The organism is Chitinophaga sp. YIM B06452, from assembly GCF_039655965.1.
In the GTDB taxonomy this organism is placed as follows: Bacteria; Bacteroidota; Bacteroidia; order Chitinophagales; family Chitinophagaceae; genus Chitinophaga.
Genome location: NZ_JAWLKY010000005.1, coordinates 96,091 through 113,568, shown reverse-complemented (window position 1 = coordinate 113,568; position 17,478 = coordinate 96,091). Strand labels below are relative to the sequence as shown.

Sequence of the window (17,478 nt, the reverse complement as noted above, 5' to 3'; positions counted from 1 at the left end):
CGGGGTGAATTTTATAACTAAAAGGGGGGAAATTTATAATTCCGGCTCCCCGGCGTATTCTGTAGGGGTTTTGCCGAACTGTTTCCTGAACTCCCGGCTGAAATATTTCCGGTCGTTGTACCCGACCATGTACGCCACTTCGTACACGGTATGCTGCTTTTTCCGGATCAGCTCGGCGGCCTTTTTAAGGCGCAGGGACTTCACAAAGTCATTAACGGACATATTGGTAAGGGCTTTGAGCTTTTTGTACAGCACGGGCTGGCTCATGGCCACCTTCCGGGCCAGCATGTCGACGCCGAATTCCGGGTCGTCCATATGCTCGTCTACCAGCTGCACCAGTTTCTCCAGGAAAGCGCTGTCAAGGCTGTTGGGCAGGCTTACGGCAGGGTCTGCGGGCTCCTGCGCCTGCAGCTGCCGTCCGTACTTCTGCCGCATCTTTTCGCGGGAAACAAGCAGGTTGCGCACGTTCAGCTCCAATACCCGGGTGCTGAAGGGTTTGGTGAGGTAAAGGTCCGCCCCGGTCTCGAGGCCGCTCACCTGGTCGTCCTGCGAGCTTTTGGCGGTGAGGAGTATAACGGGGATGTGGCTGGTGCGCTCGTCTGTTTTGAGGAGGTGGCAGAAGCGCAGGCCGTCCATTTCGGGCATCATTACGTCGCTGATCACGAGGTCGGGGATCTGTGCGGTGGCCAGGGCCAGGCCTTCGGCGCCGTTTACGCTTTCCAGCACCTGGTATTGGCCGCTGAAGGTTTGCCGCACCAGCTCGCGCAGCTCGGGGTTGTCTTCCACGATATGAATGGTGAGCGGGCGGTTCTCTTCCGGCGCGGCGGCGGGTTGGATGGATTCTTCCACCACCGGCAACGGCATTATTTCTTCTTCGTTTTTCCCGATCACATGCGGGGAGCCTGCAAAGTGCCGGCTGCCCTGCAGCAGGGTAACGGTGAAGCATGTACGCCCTTCGCGCCCCGCCGCCGGAGGCTCGCTTTCCACGGTAAGCGTGCCTTTGTGCAGCTCTACGATATTCCGCGACAAAGCCAGCCCGATGCCATACCCGGTGTTCTGAAACCCGTGATCCGCCACCTGGAAGAAATTGGTGAACAGCTTGTCCAGGTATTCGGGTGCAATGCCCCGCCCGTTGTCGGTTACGGTAACGATGATGGTGTTTTTATGCTGTGCCACATGCATGCTGATCCTGCCGCCTTCGGGCGTGAATTTAAAGGCGTTGCTGAGCAGGTTGAAGAACACTTTGTCCAGCTGCTCCCGGTCGAAATAAAGGGGCGCCTGCTGCATATCGTGACTGAAAGACGTTTTGATCTGCCTGCTCAGCGACAGCTCGCGGAAACTGGCAAAAATGTTTTGAAGGAAGGGGATAAGGTTCTGTTCCGCCAGGTGCAGCCTGAGGTGATTGGTCTCGGCCTTGCGGAAGTCCATCAGCTCGCTGACGAGCTTCAACAGCCTGTCCGCATTATTACGCACGGTGTACAGCTGCTGCTGCATGGGATCGTCCTGCTTCAGGGTGCGGATCATCTTTTCCACGGGCGCCATCAGCAGGGTGAGGTGAGTGCGTATCTCGTGGGACACATGGGTGAAGAAGTTGAGCTTCACCTGGTGAAGGTCTTCTTCTTTCAGCAGCAATGCCCGCATAAAGAAATAACGGGTAACGAGGAAAAAGAGCAGGGCCAGCAGCAGCGCATACCCGCAATACGCCCACCAGGTGCGCCAGAAGGGCGGGAGGATGGTGATCTCCATTTTGATAGGCGCGCTCCACACGCCGTCGTTGTTGGCGCCTTTCACCCAAAAGGTATAGCTGCCGGAAGCCAGGTTGGTATAGGTCACGGCGGGGTTGCCGGTTTCGATCCAGTCACGGTCCGCGCCTTCCAGCTTATAGGCGTAACGGTTCTTGCTGCTCTTGATGTAGTTGAGCAGCGCGAATTCGATGGTGAACACTTCCTGGTTGTGGCGGAAGCGCAGCTTTTGGGTGAAGCCGATGTCCTGTGCCAGCAAACGGTCGTCCCCGTTGATGCCCACCGGTTCGTTGAACAGGCGCAGGCCGGTGAAACGGATGGGAGCGGTGTAGGTATTGGCCGCGATACCGTCAGGAAAGAAACTGGTGATGCCGTTGAAGCCGCCGAAGTACAGCTCGCCGCGGCTGTCTTTCAGGAAGGCGTTGTAGTTGAAGCCGTTGCCGGCAAGGCCGTCGCTGGTGGTATAGGTCTGGAAGGTCTTTTTATCCGGGTCGAACCTGACAAGACCGTTGGCCGTGCTGATCCAGAGTTGGTGATGATCGTCTTCCAGCAACCCCATCACGTTGTTGTGCGGCAGCCCGTTCTTTTCGGTGTAAAGGGTCTGCTGCTGCAGGTCCGGGCTGTATTGCAGCAGCCCGCGGTAATAAAGGCTCACCCAGATATTGCCCCGGGAATCTTCCTGGATGGTGTTGATATATTTGGCCTGTATTTGCTGGAAAGGGCCGCCCTGGCTCATGAAAAGCCCCCCAACGGCCCCGGCCCAATAGCGGCCGCGCGAATCCTGGAAAATGCAACGGATGGAAGCGGTGGCGGCGGGCCCCGCTACCATGGTGTCTTTCACCGGCGTCAACGCTATGCCGTTGCGCCGCATCAGGTAAAGCCCTGCGTTGGAGCCAACCCAGAAACGGCCCCGGTTGTCTTCCATCAGGCTGGTGATCTCGCGGGGGAAAGGATTCGGATCCTGCTTATTATATAAATATCTTTTAAAACGCCCTACGCCTTTTTCCAGCACATTCAGCCCGCCGCCATGCGTGCCGGCCCAAATGTTATGGTCTTTGTCTTCATATACGATCTTGACAAGATTGGAGCCTATGGTACCGGGATCGTCCGGAGAATGTTTATAATAGGTATAAGCGCCGGTCTGCCGGTTGTAATAGTTCAGCCCGCCGCCCTCGGTGCTGATCCAGAGGTTGCGCCGGGAATCTTCCAGGATGCAGCTCACCACGTTATTGCTGATGCCGGGCCGCAGCGCATTGTTTTGCCAGATGGTAAAGGCCGTGCTGTAAGAATGCACCATATTCACCCCGCCGAAATATGTGCCGATCCAAATGGAGCCGTTGTTGTCCTCAAACAGCGAATGGACGGAGTTCTGCGAGAGGCTGTTCTTATTGCCGGGATTGTATTGATAAGTTGCAGTCCGCATGGTCACAGGGTCAATCACGTTCAGCCCTTCCTGTGTGCCCGCCCACATTTTGCCCGCTTTGTCGCGGAGGATGCTGCGCACGAAATTATGCGCTATCGCCGGTTGTGTAAGATGGGTAAAGGTGTTGGCGGCTGGGTCGTAGATATTCACGCCGGCGTATTGTGTGCCGATCCAGATGCGGCCGTAAAGGTCTTCGGCGAGAGAAGTGATGTAATTCATGCCCAGGCTGCCCGCATTGCCTTCTTCATGCCGGAATACGTCGAAATGGAACTGGCCGCCGCTTTCACGGAGGCGGTTCAGCCCGTCGTTGGTGCCGATCCAGATGTCGCCCCGCTTGTCCTGGCAAATGCTGCGCACGGTATAACCGGCCAGCTGCCCCGCATCTTTCGAGAATTTGCGGAAATGGTACAGCGAATCGGTTTGCAGGTACAACCCGCTGGTGGTGGCTACCCAGAGCCTGCGTTTGCGGTCTTCGAAAATAAAGATCACATTTTCCTGCCGTTTGGGCGTCAGGTCGATCCTTTCAAATGTATCCTTCCCGGGATCGTACCGGCAGAGGCCCACCGCGGTGCCCACCCATAATGTTTTGCGCGAATCGATGAAAAGAGAGAGGATGAGGTTTTCAGAAAGCCCGGTGCTGTCGTTTGGAGCATGGTAGATGCGGAACCGCTGCCCGTCGAACCGGTTGAGGCCATAACGCGTGCCATACCACATAAAACCGCGCGCGTCCTGCGCAATGGCCAGCACGGAATTGTGAGACAATCCATCTTCCACCGTGAGGTGGTTAAATGCGATGTTCTGCCCCCTGGTTGTAGTAAACGCGAGTAAAATAAGAAGGTACAAGCACCCCGCCCGCCTGGAAATCATACCTAAATATAAGCACTTGAACAATTTAATCCCGGAAACGAGGGATGAATTTTCAAATTATATTTCCGGCATTTGCTTGATAATCAAATTGTTAAAAACGGTTTAGAAAATTCACCCCATTCGTTTACGATTCTCTCCCCATATTCTTAACCCCGGACCACATATTTGCGATCATGTGATGTTTTAATTCAACCAAATTCCACAAAATTCATGGTATGCGCATTTTGAAAACTGTACAAATTCCCCGTTATGCCTTAAAATTATTACAGGGAACTATCGTGATGTTACTCTTTCCCGTCCTGTTGTTTGCACAGAAAAAAACTGTGACGGGAACCGTGCGTGATAATAATGGCAACCCGCTTCCGGGTGTGACCGTTGCCGTCAAAGGCGACAAGGCAGGCGCAGCCACTGATCCGGACGGTAAGTTTTCCATTTCCGTGCCGCAGGGCGCCACGCTTATTTTTACTTACATCGGCTTTGAAAGGGTGGAGCAACTGGTGGGCAGCGCCGGCGAATACAACATCCGCCTGGCCGAAAAAGCCGGCACCCTCAGCGATGTGGTAGTGGTGGGTTATGCCACGCAGAAAAGGAAAGACCTCACCGGCGCCGTCGGCAGCGTGAACATGAAAGACTTTGAGAAAGCGCCTGTAAAGTCGTTCGACGAAGCCCTGGCCGGCCGCGTGGCGGGCGTGGCCGTGGCGAGCAACGACGGGCAGCCGGGTTCCGTGGCCAACATTGTTATCCGCGGGGCGGGCTCTATTTCGCAGGACAACTCGCCGCTGTACGTGATAGACGGGTTCCCCACGGAAAACAATAACGCCAATGCCATCAGCCCGGCAGACATCGAATCTATCGACGTGCTGAAAGACGCCTCCGCCACCGCGATCTACGGCGCAAGAGGTTCCAACGGGGTGATCCTCATCACCACCAAAAAAGGGAAGCAGGGCCCGCCGCAGGTGACGCTCAATTCTTATTACGGCTGGCAGAAAGTACCCGAAAAGGTGGAGCTGATGAGCCCTTACGAATTCGTCCGTTACGTGGGCGACATCAACCCAGGCATCCGCGATTCCGTGTACCTCGCCAAAGGCATTACCCTCGACGATTACCGCAACGTGGAAGGGATCGATTTCCAGGATCATATTTACCAGACCGGTCAGAACATGAACCACGATCTCGCCGTGAGAGGCGGTAATGACAAGACCCGGTATTCCCTTTCCGGCAACTACAACAACCAGAAAGGCATTATCATCAACGGCGGTTTTAAACGATACCAAACGCGCTTTACGCTGGACCAGACGGTGAACGACAAGCTGAAGGTGGGCATCAATGCGAATTACGCGTACAGCGAGCAGTATGGCATCCCCGTGAGCGCCACCAACTTCTACGCATCCGCCACCACGCTGTATTCCGTTTGGGGAGCGCGGCCTACCACCAGTCTTGCCGGGCGCGACAGCGGCGTGAGCCTGCTGGACGAGTTCTACGACCCCACGAACGAGTTGGCCAACAACCAGGACTACCGCGTAAATCCTTTGCAGAACATCCAGAACCAGGTGACCCGCAACAAGACCAATACCCTCATCGCGAACGCCTATGCAGAGTACGCTTTCACCAAAGAGCTGAGCCTGCGCGTTTCCGGCGGCATCAATTATTTCAATACCGAAACGAACATATTCAACAACTCCCGTACCCAGAGCGGCAGTAAATGGGGCACAAGCGGGGTGAACGGATTGATCTCCTTCGCCCCCAACTCCACCTGGCGCAGCGAGAACGCTTTGACGTACCGAAAGAAATTCGGGAAAGACCATAACCTGAATGTGCTGGGCGTATTTGAAGCGCAGGGACATAAGCGCTCTTTCCGCCGCCAGAGCGCCACGCAAATACCCAACGAAGAGTTGGGGCTGGATGGGATAGACCTTGCGGCGCCGGCCAATATCTCGCTACAGTCCTGGGCTTCGGAATGGACCATGGCTTCTTTCCTCAGCCGTGTGAACTACGATTACAAATCCACCTATTATTTCACGGCATCTATCCGCGCGGACGGTTCTTCCAAGTTTTCCGGCAACAACAAATGGGGATATTTTCCCTCCGCATCGGCCGCCTGGCGCTTCAGCAGCGAACCGTTCATGAAAGGGCTTTCCTTCGTGTCTGACGCGAAGATCCGCCTGGGTTACGGCGCTTCGGGCAACAACCGGGTAGACGATTTTTCCTACCTGCCGCAATTGCAGCTTACGAGCAACCATTATTGGTATTCACAGGGCGGCAAACCGCTGGCCATCGGCTCCGTGATCACGTCGGCGGGCAACCCGAACCTGCGCTGGGAAACCAACGAGCAGACCAACATCGGTCTCGACCTTTCCTTCTTTAAGGACCGCCTGGGTGTAACAGTGGACGCCTACAAACGCACCACGACAGACCTGTTGCTGAATGCTGCTTTGCCTTATATGCATGGTGTTGAAACCTCTACCGGTTACAAGAATGTAGGCAAGCTGGAAAACAAAGGGCTTGAGTTCAGCGTGAACGGCGTGATCGTGAACGGCAAAAAATTCAGCTGGAACAGCAACTTCAACATCAGCTTCAACCAGAACAAGATATTGTCGCTGGCCGAAGACCAGGCGTCTATCCTCTCCGGTTCAGGCACTTTCTTTAATACCACTTACTCCGGCCTCTTCCCGTATATCTCCGTAGTGGGCCGCCCGATGGGCGAAATGTACGGTCTTGTGTTCGACGGCGTGTACCAGTATGCCGATTTCGACAGGATGCCCAATGGCACTTATTTGCTCAAACCGGAGATTACGACGAACGGTTCCGCCCGGAATGCTATCCGCCCGGGGGATATTAAATACAAAGACCTGAACGGCGACCTGCAGGTGAACAACCAGGATTACACCATCATCGGCAGCGGCCTGCCCAAACATACCGGCGGTTTCAGCAATAATTTCACGTATGCGAATTTCGACCTGAACGTGCTGCTGCAATGGTCTTACGGCAACGATATCATCAACGCCAACCGTTACGTTTTTGAAGGCGGCATTGTGAACAATCCCAACCTGAACCAGTTTGCCAGCTACGCCAACCGCTGGACGCCGGACAATCCCAGCAACACGATGTTCCGCGCAGGCGGCATGGGCAATGCGGCGTATTCTTCCCGCGTGATAGAAGATGGTTCGTACCTGAAACTGAGAACGGTGTCGTTGGGTTACAATGTGCCTGCTTCACTGCTGCGGCGCGCGAAGATCTCCAACTTCAGGCTCTACGCGTCTGCACAAAATCTTTACACCTGGACGAACTATTCCGGCAAAGACCCGGAAGTATCCGGAAGGAACGGCAACCTCACGCCCGGCTTCGATTACGCCGTGTACCCGCATTCGCTCTCCTTTGTACTGGGCTTAAACGTAACTTTTTAAATTCCTGACACATGAAACCGAGCATCATAGCATTTAAACCGGGGATCATTTGCATCATTGCATGCATAGCAATAGCAGGACTTTCTTCTTGCAAGAAATTCCTGGAAACAAAACCGACCGACTTCTACACACCCGATAATTATTACGCCACAGAGGCCCAGCTGAGCCAGGCGCTCAACGGCGTTTACGGCGACCTCATGCGCCCGGAGCTGTACGGCCAGGTGATGCACTTCAATTTTGTATCCACTACAGACGAAGCAATGAGCAACCGCACGGCAGACGGTGATTCCAGGGGTCTGCGCTACAACTACGACGCGTCGCTGGTACACGTTGGCGGTATCTGGCGTTTTGCCTATGTGGGCATCAACAACCTCAACAGCTTGCTGGAAAATATCGGCAAACCTGAGATGGACGAAGCCAAACGCAATATCATCAAAGGCCAGGCGCTTTTCCTGCGCGGGTTCCTTTATTTTATTCTCACCAGCAACTACGGCGACGTGCCACTGGTGCTGTCTCCCTTGGAGATCAGCGAAGTAACGCAGGCTGCGGCGCCGCAGAAACAGGTGTACGAGCAGGTGGAAAAAGATATGAAGGAAGCGGAAGTGCTGCTGAAAGACTTCACTGTAGCCAAGGTTGGCTACAGTGACGTGGCAACGCTCACCGCCGTGCAGGCAATGCTGGCAAGAGTATATCTCTACTGGGCCGGTTACCCGCAGCGCGATGAAAGCAAATACGAACAGGTGATCGCGTATGCCAACAAAGTGGTGAACTCCGGCCTGCACGCGCTCAATCCTGATTACAAACAGATCTTCATTAACCTTTGCCAGGATAAATATGATGTGAAAGAGAGCATATGGGAACTCGGTTCCCTCGGCGCTGCGGCCGGCGTAGTCAACAAAAGCGGGAACGACATCGGGAACTTCGTAGGCATTACTTCCTCCGTAACTGCCGCCGATCCAACATCCTACGGCTCGGCCAGCTGGGTGTCCGCCACACGGAAGCTGTACGAAGCGTACGAACCGGACCCCAACAGCACGGCCACCCCGTTAAAATCTTCGCTGGACATACGCCGCGACTGGAACTGCGCGAACTTCATCTACAGCGGTACGCCCCGTGCCAAAACGGCCCGCAACAACGTGTGGCAGATGAGCGCGGGTAAATTCAGGAGAGAGTATTGCCCCGCCGAGATCCGCAACACCAACGGCGTTGGCGGCACTTACAACATCAACTGGCCGGTGATCAGGTATGCAGATGTGCTGCTGATGCGCGCCGAAGCGGAAAACCACCTGCACGGTCCGGGCAACGCCTATGCCGATGTGAATGCCGTGCGCAAAAGAGGTTACGGCATCATGAACGGCAACGTCGTGAAATCCGTGACCGTTACCACTGGGGGTTCAGGTTATACCACTGCGCCGGCAGTAACCATCTCCGGCGGCGGTGGCAGCGGCGCCACGGCCAACGCCGTGATTGCCGGCGGCAAAGTGACAGGCATTTACCTGAGCAGTCCTGGTACGATCGCAGCGGGCAGCTATTATACTTCTGCGCCCGTTGTAGTGATCGGTACCGCCTGGACGCCCGGCGCAACTTATGCGGAGAATACACAGGTCACCAACAACGGCAACCTATATACCGTCACCACCGCGGGCACTGCCACCAATACGCCGCCCACGCACACTTCCGGCGCTTCCAGTGCTGAGGTGACGGGCGCAGTATTTACCTGGGCCGGCGAAGCCGCTACCGCTGCGGCAACCATCACCAATGGAACAGAAGCCGATCTCCCCGGCGGTTTGACCAAAGAAGACTTCCAGCAGGTGATCCGCGACGAGCGCATGCGCGAGCTGTGCTTTGAAGCCTTGCGCAAGGCCGACCTGATCCGCTGGGGCAACTTCTACCAGGACATGCAGACCTTCGCCGCCTGGGCTTCCGCCAACGGCGCGGGCGTTACCTCCACCGGCAACCCGAACGGCCTGCAGGGTGTGCAGAACGTGCTGCCGCGCCATGTGCTGCTGCCCAAACCTACCTATGAACTGAACCTGAACCGCGCACTCGTGCAGAACCAGGGCTGGTAATCCATGAACTCAAAACATTCAGCTATGCAACGTTTATCTTTTATCATACTCGCAGCCCTGGCCGTTTTAGCGGTTGCCTGCACAAAAAATATGGAAGCGGGCACGCCTGATTTCCAGGTAAGCCTCGACCCGGCAAAGCGGGTAGCAGATACCTTCACGTATAAATTAGGAGATACCACTCGTTTCCTGTTCTCCGGCAGCGCGGGCAACATCGCGTTCTATTCCGGCGAAGCGGGGAAACGGTATGCCAACAGGCAGTTATCTTACGGCATCGGGGATATTATCCTTTCCTTTTCATCCAAGTCTGAATTCGGCACGCAGAAAAATACCCTGAAAGTGCTGGCGACGAACAAGCTCGCCGGCCTTGATTCGGCTACCGTGGTAAATGCGCAGTGGACGGACATCACATCCCGTGCGGCCCTGGCCACCAGCGCCACCGTGGTGAACTCAGGCACGGTAGACCTGACGGACCTCGTAGCCAATGAAAAAGACTCCCTGTTCATCGCCTTTAAATACGACGGCGTTACCGGCAGCACCCAGCGCACCTGGACCATCACCAATTACGTAGTAAGCAACGTATTCCCCGGAATGACCTACACCGTTGGCAGCCTCAGCACCGACGCCAGCTACTGGACGCGCTACGGCAACGTATGGACGCCCGCTTCCGCCCGCTGGACGGCCACTGCCAATGATCTGAAAATTACCGGCGGGAATGCATCGTCAGCTACCAATACCAGCTGGATCGTCAGCAAACCATTATATGCCGGCAAACTGCCGCCCGACGTAAGCACCGGCATCAAAAGCATCAACGAACCGGCCAAGACCGGGTATGACTACAAATACAACGCGCCCGGCATATACAAAGCCACCTTCGTGGCCTTCAACCATACCCTGGATGAAGAGAGGAGCGTAGTAAGGGAATTGATCATTAAAGTGATACCATAATCAAGCACATGAAACCATTTATTTATCTCATTGCAACCGTTAGCCTTTTTGCGTTTACGATCAGCGCCTCAGAAGAGGATTTTATCAGGGACAATGTTTCTTTCGCCAAAACGCAGCTGAAGCACATGCTGAAAGAGACCGGCGGGCGCGACCCGCTTGCTTTTCCACGCACAACCGGCAAAGCCGGCCAGCTGGTTACCACCAATATGTACGACTGGACGCCCGGTTTTTTCCCCGGCAGCCTGTGGTATGCCTGGGAGCAGACCAAAGACCCGCAATTCCGCCGGCAGGCCACTGCCTGGACGGAGAAGCTGGAACCGCTGAAAGATTTCACGAAGCACCACGACCTTGGATTCATGGTGTATTGCAGCTACGGGAACGCTTACCGCCTCACCGGCAACAAAGCCTACCGCGAGGTCCTGGTGCAGGCCGCCCGCTCGCTCAGCACCCGTTTCTCCAGCGCCACCGGCAGCATCAAATCATGGAATGCGTTTAAATCCTGGCATGGGAACAGGATGTATTATTACCCCGTGATCATAGACAATATGATGAACCTTGAACTGCTCTTTTTCGCATCCCGCGAAACCGGCGATACTTCTTTCCGGCACATTGCCGTAACCCATGCGGAAACCGCCATGAAGAACCAGATCCGGGAAGATTACAGTTCTTATCATGTAGTATGTTACGACAGCATCACCGGTAAAGTGGAAGGCCGTGAAACCGCGCAGGGATACGCCGATAACTCAACCTGGGCGCGCGGCCAGGCATGGGGCATCTATGGCTTTACCATGGTATACCGCGAAACGAAAGACCCGCGCTTCCTTAAAACGGCGATGGGCATGGCGGATTTTTTCCTGGACCATAAAAACCTGCCGGCAGACAAAGTGCCGTACTGGGATTTTAATGTGCAGGAAGCAGGTTATACTCCCGGTAAAAACAGCAACGCCAACAAAGTGAGCATCAAATATCGTGATGTATCGGCCGCGGCCATTACCGCTTCCGCGCTGTTTGAGTTAAGCGGTTACGCAGGCGATAAAAGCGGCAAATACCGTGAGGCTGCCATTAAGATGCTGCATAGTCTTGGCAGCAGCGCGTACCGCGCGCCTGAAGGCGGGAATGGCAATTTTGTGCTGATGCACAGCGTGGGAAGCATTCCGCACAATGTTGAAATAGACGTGCCGCTGGTGTATGCGGATTATTATTTCATGGAAGCACTGCAGCGCTACGAAAATTCATTAAAATAGCTCATAACGCTTAGAGCACGAGAAGGAAAGGGGTGTTCCGGAAGGGGGCGCCCTTTTTCGTTTTTCGGGATTTAATGATACATTTGTTGGGAACCCGATAAAATAATCTTGTATCTATGAAATTCAGTAAACTATTGTTGCCCGCCCTCTTTGTCTTCTCCGGCCAAGGCTTTTCACAAGACCTCCAAACCGTAACAGGGAATGGTAATACCACCAACCAACTGATCATCATCGATCCTGCGGCGGACGCTTTCAGGGGCTTTTACGTCAAACGGCTGAATGGAACGGTAACCAGCCAGGTAGGGCTGGCTAATAATAAAACATCCGGCAACATTACGTGGCACCCTGACGCCGCAGCACCTGGTACCACCTATTCGCTGAATGTAGGCGCAAACCTGCTGACCTACTACAACAACGGAACGACTGAAACGATCTGGCGTTCCGGTAATATGGGCACAGGCTCCGGCCTGAACGCCGATCTGCTGGATGGTGTGAATTCTTCGGCGCTTTTCCGCTATGGAACGCCTAATATGGGAGACCCGACGGCCTATGCCTATCCAGGTCCCGGCGTTTATCTGAACACAACTTTTCAGCCTGCGAACGGCATTCCCAACAACAACTACGGCGCATACATTTACCTGGGAGCGCTTACCGGCGACGGGAACTACAATGGTATGATCGCCATGGGCACCAATAATGGGAACGTATATACGAAAAGAAGGGTTGCCGGCGCATGGGAAACCTCCTGGCGCACCATTTGGGATTCCAATAACTTCAACCCTGCCAGCTACCTGCCATTAACAGGAGGCAGCATCACCGGCGATATTGCTATTGGCACTACTGCCGCGCAAAAGGAGCTGAATGTAAACGGGAATATCACGGCACGGAAAGTAAAAGTAACCCTGACCGGCTGGCCCGATTACGTGTTTGACCACCGTTACGAACTAATGCCCCTGCAGCAGCTGGGCGCTTATATTGCAGCGAATAAACACCTTCCAGGCGTACCTTCGGCAGAAACGGTCATGCAGGAAGGATTGGAGCTGGGTGAAAACCAGGCTGTGCTGCTGACGAAAATAGAAGAGCTGACCCTGTACATCCTCGAACAAAATAAAAAGCAGGAAGCGCTGGAGCAAAAGCTGCTGGAAATGGAGAAGAAGCTGAATGCCCGGTAGATATTTTTTCATGGGAGGATGAATTATGAAATAACTCTATTTAAATAAAATAAAAATATTTCATATGTTTTAAATTCCTTATCTTCGCCAGCGGTTATAAAATCTTAAATATACCGATATGAATGTTTCACGCCCCCTTTTTATGATCGCCGGCGCCATGCTGCTGGCCGTTAGCACCTATGCTCAGCGCATCAAGGTGACCGAAGGAAAACTCAGTGTGCTGGAAGGCCAGAAAGAGATCAACATTGAGTATTCCTATGACAATATGCGCGTAGGAAAATTTGACAAAGAAGAAGAGTATATCAAAAGCAGAACTGAAGAACTGAACAAAAAAGAACCCGGCAGAGGCGACCAATGGGCCAAAGCCTGGGTGGCAGACCGGAAGCAGCGTTTCGAGCCCAAGTTCGACGAGCTGTTCAGCAAAACCAGCGGCATGCAGCTGGATAAAAACGCGAAGTACACCATCATTTTCAACACTGTTTTCACCGAACCCGGCTTTAACGTGGTAGTGCACCGCAAAAATGCTTACATCGACGGGGAAGTGACCATCGTTGAAACAGCAGACAAGAGCAAGGTGGTAGCCAAAGCTACGATCGACAACTCACCCGGCAAGAGTGTCTGGGGCAACGACTACGACACCGGCGAAAGGATCTCCGAAGCGTACGCCAAAGCGGGGAAAGAGCTGGCGAAGAAAGTTAAATAAGATGAAGGATTGAAAAATAATGAAAAGGGCCGCATCCAACGATGCGGCCCTTTTTTTATCAAAATACCAGCGGGAAAAACGGATATTTCCTATCTTCGCATGTACAAATCGGACCCCGAAACATTGATCTCTCGCTAGGTTTAAAGGCTGGATTTTGCCCCTGTTATTTCTTCACGCTTCAATTGAACTTACTTGTACAGTCTTTACGGAAAAGTCATCAGCAATCCCGGGCACTTCAGGCAGCTTTCCTGCGGGGAATCGCTCATTACCCTGTTCAACTGTCCGCTGGAAAGCCGTTTTGCGGACATGTGGAGCCACTACAATTACTTCGTGTACGTCCTGGAAGGTCGGAAGATCTGGCATACTTCCCATGGTTCCTACGATCTTCGTAAAGGCAGCTGCGTGCTGGTCAGGAAAGGCGCCTGCATTGTAGAGCAGTTCTTCGACGTGCGTTTCTGCCTCGTTGTTTTCTTTTTGCCGGATGAATTCATCTGCGAGGCGCTTAAAAATAAATCCAGCCCGATGCGCCAGCCGGGAGAAAAATTCGAGCCGGTGATCGCGGTAGATAATAATCCAGCCTTGCAGGCCTTTATCCAGTCCATGATCGCTTATTTCGACGCCCGTCGCGAGCCGGACAAAGCTTTGCTGCAGCTCAAGTTCAGGGAGCTGGTGCTGATGCTGGCGGATAACCCGGCGAACGTGGAATTGCTTTCTTATTTCTGTTCCCTGCTGAAAGAACCACAAAACGTAACACTGCAAAGCGTGATGGAGGAAAATTTCTGCTATAACCTGAAGCTGGAGGAATTTGCGAAGTTGAGCGCCCGCAGCCTGTCTGCCTTCAAGCGCGACTTTATGCGGCTGTACAACACGTCGCCCGGGAAGTGGCTGCTGGAAAAGCGGCTGAACCTGGCGCTGCACCTGCTCACCAACGCGGGCAGGTCCGTATCCGAAACAGCCTTTGAATGCGGGTTTGAAAGCTCCTCCCATTTCAGCCGCGCCTTCAGGCAGCGGTTTGGCGCTTCGCCGCTGGCGCTGAAGCAACAGAATGCCAACTGAACCGGTCAGCCGGATTTCGGGACTGCATAGCAAACCAGGACCGTGCCTGCTCTTTGGATTTACATTTTAGTTTTCCTGTAATACCAATGCGTTCAAAATTGAATAGTTACCGTTGGAGACGTTGTCAGGTGCATACATGGCAATCCTGATCACGCCGTTTGCATCAGGGCTTACGTTCAGCACGTCAACCTTGTTTGCGGTATTATCCAGTGCATTAAGCAACAGCTCGCCGCCGCCGTTTACCCTCCAGCAGCCGTAACGCGCGCCGGTAACGCCGGAAGAGTTGCGGGAGGCATACAGGGTAATATTGTATGTTTTCGAGGGATTTAATCCTTTGAGCAAAAGGTTGTCTGTACCTGCCGCATATTTTGCACTGTAATTGTACCAGTAACCCTTTGAAATGATATCCGGGACGATCCCGCTGTTATTGCCTGTAGTGGCTCCATCCACGTTGGAAGTATTATTCCCTCCCAAAGGCGTCCAGTATGCGGTGGTATTGCCGCCATTGTCTACCGTCCAGCCGGTTACCTGGTCGGTCATTTCAATATGCTGGTTGGTTACCAGGCCGTATACATTAAACCAGCCGGGAACCGGCGTGGCCGCGGTTCTTGAAAAATGAGCACGCATTGTTTTTTTGTTGCCGTTATCCGGGAATACGCTTATCGTAGATGTTGCGGTCAGGGTGTTTCCTTCCGTGGTGGTGCCGGTAACTTTGAATACAAAGGTGCCGTTGGTGAGGCTGGAAATATTGGCTGTAGCCAAATTGCTATTGCCGATAGTGGCGGTATTAGGGCCGGAAAGCTGTTCCCATTGGTAGGAACTGATCACAGCGCCGTTCACAGGAGTGGCCGTCAGTTGCATGCTTGAAAGGATAGTGCTCGTATCCCTCAGCGAGAGCCTGGGGAAAAGGGGCAGCGTGCCCATCACGCCAATGTCTACAACGCTCAGGTGTGCAAATGTGCCTCCGCCGACTCTTAGGTTTATGTCCAGCGAATCGACGCCTGTAATATGTTTGAATGTAATAGCCCTGTCGTATTCAGCTGTGTCTGTAAGGGAATAACGTGTTTCAACAGATCTGGAAGTGTTCCAGTCTTCACCGCCGGTTTTGGCTTGCAGTGTTCTTTGTGTGGTGGAGGCATCTTTCCGGGCGCCCCATAGTTTGATGTAGTAGGTGTTGGCCGCGGAAAGTCCTTTGATCCTTAAGGTAACTCCGTTAGGATTTACGCCGGAGTGTATGAACATGTTATCATATACAGCCTGTTGGGGGTAGTCGCCGACGTTGCTGGTAAAGCCGTTGTAGTTGATAGCTTCTGTGGGAACGGGGGAAGTAAAAGTTCCCTGCGGGCTGCCGATGATCTGCATGCTTATTTGCGTGGGATCGTTTTCGGAAGTTTTCAGCGAAGAAATAAGCGAGCCATTCGCAAAACCTGTATTGGTGCCGGTTCCGTACCAGTTGTTCCAGTATTTTCCTTCCCCGTCAGGTGAAGGGGAAGGCCGGCCGTCGGCTACGCCGGAGCCGTTGAGCGTTTGAACGCCATCTCCGCCCAGGTCCACAAGGATGCGGTGATCAAAGTCCTCCACACCGGGATCTTCGGGTGTAAGAAGTTCGTTGAGCACAGTGCTGTTCGAATAAGGTGAAAAGGTACCATCCCGGTATTCCGCTCTCACCCTGAAATAGATCCTGCCGGCATGAGGCCTTGCATATTGTTTTTTTACGACGTTCTGGTCGGTTTCCTGGGTAAACAGCGTCCAGGCTGAGCCAGTGGAGGAAGAATCGATAATATACCGTTTTACGTCTTTTACCGGCTGAAAATAATCTAACAGGCGGTCGAAGAGATGATCGGCAATAAGCTGGTTGGCCGGGCCGGTGAGATGTGTGCCGTCTCCCTGGTCATATTGCGGCAGGATAGCGGCAGGGGTGGGCGCATTTTTATCCACCAGGTCATTAAATCCTTCCACGAAGCGGTTCGGCCAGTTGCTGCGAATGCTGTCTGCCAGTTGCTTCAACATCAACTGCTGCGCTGCATTATAGGATGAACGCGGCTGAGCGGTCTGGAAAAAAACGGGGATGCCCCTGGCTATGGCCAGGGTATCAATTTTTCTGAGGTTCGTAAGGCTTTGTACGACGGAAATCCCTGCTGCTACGTCGTTCGAAGGCAGCGATACAAATATGAAATCGGGATTGGCGTCAAAGGCTGTTTCGATATTATGCCCGAGTATGCCCCCTTCGCTGACCGGTAAAACGTTGCTGGTATTGTAACTGACCACAGCAAGGTTCTTCCAGTCCGGCGCGTAGGCATTATTCTGCAGCCAGCCGCTGATCTTATCTCCCAGGCGGTCCATGCCGGTTAAACCATAACCGGCCAGTGTGGAAGAGCCAAGACCTGCTACGCGCGGGGCGATATAAAGTGTTTTGGCGTTGGTAGCCCACCGGAGCGTGAACGTAAGGTTGCCATTGTATCTGACGCCGGCGTTCAGCCTCCGTTCCGCAGGCTGGCTTCCGGGATTGCCCCCCTGCAGGGAGAAGTCCATGCCGCTGATGCCTTCTATAAAAATATATTCATTGGCCTGAAGCGGGGGATAAAAAGTTATCTTACCGGTTGCATCGTCCACCTTTACACCATTGACCGTATCCCTGTATTGCAGCAGCCCGTTGCGTAACACTTTAATAAAATAATGCTGAAGGGAAGCCTGCTGGAACACACTATCTCCGGCCTGGGGAAAGCCATTGCCGCCTACCGTGAACTGTATGCTCCTGCCAAGTTGCCTGAATTGCGTTGTGCCGTCGCCGTTATTATAGAGGTAACCGTTTATGCCGGCTGTGCTGTTTTTCAACACCAATTCCCCGTCTAT

Annotated in this window: 9 protein-coding genes; 7 read left to right on the top strand and 2 right to left on the bottom strand. The window is 53.6% G+C overall.

The window, feature by feature from the left end; all coding sequences use genetic code 11:
- Window positions 1–33 precede the first annotated feature (33 nt).
- A complete protein-coding gene (locus tag R3I13_RS22170; RefSeq protein WP_346320167.1) occupies window positions 34–3,939 on the bottom strand; it encodes a two-component regulator propeller domain-containing protein in 3,906 nt (1,301 codons plus the stop codon).
- Between the two features lie 308 nt (window positions 3,940–4,247).
- Here R3I13_RS22170 and R3I13_RS22165 point away from each other — a divergent pair, with 308 nt between their 5' ends.
- The 7 genes from R3I13_RS22165 to R3I13_RS22135 all read left to right on the top strand — a co-directional run bounded on the left by R3I13_RS22165 (window position 4,248) and on the right by R3I13_RS22135 (window position 14,625).
- Window positions 4,248–7,436, top strand: coding sequence for a TonB-dependent receptor (locus R3I13_RS22165; RefSeq protein WP_346320166.1), 3,189 nt, complete (start codon window positions 4,248–4,250; stop codon window positions 7,434–7,436).
- A gap of 11 nt (window positions 7,437–7,447) precedes the next feature.
- On the top strand, window positions 7,448–9,505 hold the full coding sequence (locus R3I13_RS22160; RefSeq protein WP_346320165.1) for a RagB/SusD family nutrient uptake outer membrane protein: 2,058 nt from the start codon (window positions 7,448–7,450) through the stop codon (window positions 9,503–9,505).
- 24 nt (window positions 9,506–9,529) lie between these two features.
- Window positions 9,530–10,450, top strand: a complete 921-nt coding sequence (locus R3I13_RS22155) for a DUF5017 domain-containing protein (RefSeq protein WP_346320164.1) — start codon at window positions 9,530–9,532, stop codon at window positions 10,448–10,450.
- A gap of 8 nt (window positions 10,451–10,458) precedes the next feature.
- The gene (locus R3I13_RS22150; protein WP_346320163.1) at window positions 10,459–11,694 is read left to right on the top strand and encodes a glycoside hydrolase family 88 protein; all 1,236 of its coding nucleotides are present in this window, start codon (window positions 10,459–10,461) and stop codon (window positions 11,692–11,694) included.
- A 116-nt stretch (window positions 11,695–11,810) separates the two neighbouring features.
- Window positions 11,811–12,866, top strand: a complete 1,056-nt coding sequence (locus tag R3I13_RS22145) for a hypothetical protein (RefSeq protein ID WP_346320162.1) — start codon at window positions 11,811–11,813, stop codon at window positions 12,864–12,866.
- Window positions 12,867–12,984: 118 nt separating this feature from the next.
- Window positions 12,985–13,569, top strand: a complete 585-nt coding sequence (locus R3I13_RS22140; RefSeq protein WP_346320161.1) for a hypothetical protein — start codon at window positions 12,985–12,987, stop codon at window positions 13,567–13,569.
- Between the two features lie 192 nt (window positions 13,570–13,761).
- A complete protein-coding gene (locus R3I13_RS22135; RefSeq protein WP_346320160.1) occupies window positions 13,762–14,625 on the top strand; it encodes an AraC family transcriptional regulator in 864 nt (287 codons plus the stop codon).
- A 66-nt stretch (window positions 14,626–14,691) separates the two neighbouring features.
- On the opposite strand, the gene R3I13_RS22130 is transcribed toward R3I13_RS22135, so the two are convergent.
- On the bottom strand, window positions 14,692–17,460 hold the full coding sequence (locus tag R3I13_RS22130) for a hypothetical protein (RefSeq protein ID WP_346320159.1): 2,769 nt from the start codon (window positions 17,458–17,460) through the stop codon (window positions 14,692–14,694).
- Window positions 17,461–17,478: the final 18 nt, after the last annotated feature.

Excerpts from the sequence above, each read along its gene's own strand:
- R3I13_RS22140 (WP_346320161.1), top strand. The coding sequence starts at position 12,985 with ATGAATGTTTCACGCCCCCTTTTTATGATCGCCGGCGCCATGCTGCTG.
- R3I13_RS22155 (WP_346320164.1), top strand. The coding sequence starts at position 9,530 with ATGCAACGTTTATCTTTTATCATACTCGCAGCCCTGGCCGTTTTAGCG.
- R3I13_RS22145 (WP_346320162.1), top strand. The coding sequence starts at position 11,811 with ATGAAATTCAGTAAACTATTGTTGCCCGCCCTCTTTGTCTTCTCCGGC.
- R3I13_RS22165 (WP_346320166.1), top strand. The coding sequence starts at position 4,248 with ATGCGCATTTTGAAAACTGTACAAATTCCCCGTTATGCCTTAAAATTA.
- R3I13_RS22150 (WP_346320163.1), top strand. The coding sequence starts at position 10,459 with ATGAAACCATTTATTTATCTCATTGCAACCGTTAGCCTTTTTGCGTTT.
- R3I13_RS22160 (WP_346320165.1), top strand. The coding sequence starts at position 7,448 with ATGAAACCGAGCATCATAGCATTTAAACCGGGGATCATTTGCATCATT.